General features: G+C 75.7%; 2 protein-coding genes and 1 pseudogene. 2 read left to right on the top strand and 1 reads right to left on the bottom strand.

The features are described 5' to 3' along the window. Nucleotides 1–101: 101 nt before the first annotated feature. Nucleotides 102–881, bottom strand: coding sequence for a DUF4352 domain-containing protein (locus tag ADL08_RS08755; protein ID WP_053641504.1), 780 nt, complete (start codon nucleotides 879–881; stop codon nucleotides 102–104). Nucleotides 882–1,169: 288 nt separating this feature from the next. On the opposite strand from ADL08_RS08755, the gene ADL08_RS08760 reads away from it, so the two are divergent. After that, the gene (locus tag ADL08_RS08760) at nucleotides 1,170–3,221 is read left to right on the top strand and encodes an N-6 DNA methylase (RefSeq protein ID WP_053641505.1); all 2,052 of its coding nucleotides are present in this window, start codon (nucleotides 1,170–1,172) and stop codon (nucleotides 3,219–3,221) included. A gap of 225 nt (nucleotides 3,222–3,446) precedes the next feature. Beyond that, nucleotides 3,447–3,641, top strand: a pseudogene (locus tag ADL08_RS08765) (esterase); the annotation flags it as partial. Nucleotides 3,642–3,722: the final 81 nt, after the last annotated feature.

The following is a 3,722-nucleotide window of genomic DNA, read 5'->3' on the forward strand; positions in this document are numbered from 1 at the left end:
AGGGATGGGCGGGGGAGGGGTGTGCGGGGGAGGGCCCCGAAGGGCCCCCGTTCCTCGGTCCTTGTTCTTGCGGTGGCCGGGTCCGGCCGGGTTTCGCCGGGTCAGCCGAGCTTCAGCTCCCACTGCGAGGCGTTGTAGTCGAGGCCCGGGTTCACCTCGACCGTCAGGTTCTTGGCGTCCTTGGGGGTGTCGAAGGCGACGGTGACGGTGGCCTTCTTGCCGGGCAGGACGGTGCCCTGGAAGCCCGCGCCGACCTTCTCGTCGAAGATCTGCTCGGCCGCGACGCCGTTCGTCCCGGCGCGGCCGGTCAGCGTGACCAGGGTGGCGTCGAACTTCTCCTTGCCGCCGTTCTCGATGACGACGGTGACCTGGTACGCCTTGTTGCCCTCGGTGTGGCCGGCCGCGAACTCGCTGGGCTTGTACGCCTTCGGGTCCGAGACCGTGACCTTGAGGTCGTCGTCGTAGACCGAGGTGTCGCCGTCCGCCAGGTTCTTGGCGGCCGGGTCCTGGGCGGCCGGGTCCTGGGCGGCCGGGTCCTTGGGCGCGGAGTCCTTGATGGCCTTGTCGATCTCGTCGACCGCGTCGCTGACGGCCGTGAACGTGATGACCGCGCCGACGACCGAGAGGATCAGGGCCGCGAGGCCGAGGAGCGCGCCGGTGAGCGCCACTCCCTTGTTGTCCGCCTCACCGCGCTTCACGCGGCCCTTGCCGACGAGTCCGAGGATCAGGGCGATCAGGCCGAGGATGCCCGCCAGCCAGAAGAAGAACGGCACGAGGCCGGAGAGCGTGCCGATGATGCCGAGGATCAGGGCCGCGGTGCCGAGGCCGTTGCGCATGGCCCGGTGCGGAGCGGCGGGCGGGACCTGGGTGTCGTACGACATGGGTGTGTCCTCCCGGACAGTGGAGATGTCTGGCGCGATGGATCAATCACAGCAGAGCTTGTGAACCGAGTCAACATGGTTCACGGAAAACGGATCGGGTCACGCTGTGAAGTGGTGTCCCCGGGCTTCATCAGTAGGATGGGTGTCACACAAGAGTCATCAGCGGGCCAGCCAGGGGAGATGGGTCAGTTGCCGGAGAACGCAGCGGACGCGGCAGCGGCGGGATCGGGTGCCCCGGAAGGGGCCGCGGCGGAACCGGACGGGTCCGGACGGGCCGCCCCCGCCGAGGTGACCGCCGCCGGGATCGCCCGGCTCGCCGGGGTCGGCCGGGCCGCCGTCAGCAACTGGCGCCGCCGCCACGCCGACTTCCCCAAGCCCGTCGGCGGCACGGAGACCAGCCCGTCCTTCGCGCTCGCCGAGGTCGAGGAGTGGCTCCGCACCCAGGGCAAACTGGCCGAGGTCCCGCTCCGGGAGCGCGTCTGGCAGCAGGTCGCGGGCCACCCGGCCGGCGCCGTCACCGCCCTCGTCCACGCGGGCTGCGCCCTCCTCCTGGTACGGGACAGGTCGGCGGCCTGGCCCTCCCTCGCCGCGCTCCCGGACGAGCGGCTCACGGAAGTGCTGCCGGTCGCCCTGGAGGAGACGCTGACCGAGCGCCTCGGCCCCGGCCGGGCCGTCCTCACCCCCACCTCGGGCGCGCTCGCCGTCTCCCTGCCCCTGCTGCGCGGGGCCGCCGAACTCGCGGCCGACACCGGCGCGCGCCAGGCCTTCGAGTTCCTGATCGGCCGCCACCTCGACGCCAACCCCCGCCAGTACACGCTCACCCCGCCCGGCCCCGCCGCCCTCATGGCGGCGCTCGCGGCCCCCGCGCCCGCCGGCGAGGGCGCCGCCCCGCTCACCGTCCTCGACCCGGCCTGCGGCACCGGCGGACTGCTCGGCGCGGTCGAGCGCCCCGGCGCCGTCTGCGGCCAGGACGCCGACCCCGACCTCGCCGCGCTCACCGCCCTGCGCCTGGCCCTCGCCGCCGACGCCGACATCCGGGTCAGGTCCGGGGACAGCCTGCGCGCCGACGCCTTCCCGGCGCTCGCGGCGGACGCCGTCCTGTGCCACCCGCCGTTCAACGAGCGCAACTGGGGCCACGAGGAGCTGGCCTACGACCCGCGCTGGGAGTACGGCTTCCCGGCCCGCACGGAGTCCGAACTGGCCTGGGTGCAGCACGCCCTGGCCCGCCTCCGCCCCGGCGGCACCGCCGTCCTCCTCATGCCGCCCGCCGCCGCCTCCCGCCGCTCGGGCCGCCGCATCCGCGCCGACCTGCTCCGCCGGGGCGCCCTGCGCGCGGTCGTCGCCCTCCCGGCCGGCGCCGCGCCCCCGTACGGCATCCCGCTCCACCTCTGGGTGCTGCGCAAGCCCGTCCCGGGCGGCCGGCCCGCCGCCGAACTCCTCCTCGTGGACACCGCGTCCGAGCACACCGGACCGGGCCGGGAGGGCCGCGACCGGCTCGACTGGCCGGCCGTCCACACCGCCGTACTGGACGCCTGGGCGCCCTTCGACCGGGACGGCGCCCTCGCCGGGACCCCGGGCGCGAGCCGCTCCGTCCCCGTGATCGAACTCCTCGACGACGACGTCGACCTCGCGCCCGCCCGCCACCTGCCGCCCCCGGCGGCCGCCGGGGGCGCGGCCCAGCTGGCCGGGGTGCGCGAGCGCCTGACGGAGACCCTGCGCCGCACCCGCGAACTGACCCCGCCGCCCGTCGCCGACCCGCCCGCCACCGGGACCGGCCGGCCCACCACGACCGTCGGCGAACTGGCCCGCGCCGGGGCCCTGGTGCTGCGCGCGGGCGGCGCGGGCACGGCCCCCGCCGCCGCCCCGGTCGCCGTCCTCACCGACCACGACGTCCTCGCCGCCCAGCCGCCCTCCGGCACGCTGCCCGACGGCCCGCCCGAGGAGCCGGTCCTGCTGGCCGCCGGGGACGTCGTCGTCCCGGTCCTCGGCGGCGGGGCGGCCGTCCGGGTCGTGGACGCCGCCGCCGAGGGCGCCGCCCTCGGCCGCAACCTCCAGCTCCTGCGCCCCGACCCGGCGGCCCTCGACCCCTGGTTCCTGGCCGGTTTCCTGCGGGCCACCGCCAACACCCGGCAGGCCAGCAGCTACGCCTCCACCGCGACCCGCCTCGACGTCCGCCGCCTCCAGCTGCCGCGCCTGCCCCTGGCCGAACAGCGCCGCTTCGGCGAGCGGTTCCGCGCCCTCGCCGCCTTCGAGGAGTCCCTGCGCCAGGCCTCCCGCCTCGGCGACCAGCTCGTCCAGGGCCTGTACGACGGCCTGGCGGACGGCTCCGTGGCCCCGTAGGGCCCGGTCGGCGGGAGGATCAGGACCGGCGGTTCACAGCCAGCCGCTCCGCGCGGCCTTGAGGCCGGCCTCGAACCGGCTCGTTACGCCCTCGCCCTCGACACGACCGCCCTCTCCGACGGGGCGCACACGGTGACCGTGCGGGCGGTCAACGACGCGGGGCGGACCGGGCCGCTGTCGGCCGGGGTCTCCTTCCGCACGGCGAACCGTTCCACCACTGCCCGGACCATCGGCGACTTCGACGGCGACGGCAGGACCGACGTCGGCGTCCTCTACGGCTACGGTGTCCAGGGCGACGGCACCAACCGCACCGGCCTGTGGAAGTTCTCCGGCACCGGCACCGGCTTCAACGCCCCCGTCATGGCCTGGGACAGCGCCGGCCGGACCAGCTGGAACTGGATCTCCAGCGACCTCGCCTAGGACGCGCCCTCCCTCCCCGCCCCCGCCCCCACCCGACTCCTGGACCCCTCATGAAACTGAACCGGATACCGACCGCCGTGC

It is taken from the genome of Streptomyces sp. NRRL F-6492, from assembly GCF_001280125.1.
Classification (GTDB): domain Bacteria; phylum Actinomycetota; class Actinomycetes; order Streptomycetales; family Streptomycetaceae; genus Streptomyces.

Excerpts from the sequence above, each read along its gene's own strand:
- ADL08_RS08755 (WP_053641504.1), bottom strand. The coding sequence starts at position 881 with ATGTCGTACGACACCCAGGTCCCGCCCGCCGCTCCGCACCGGGCCATG.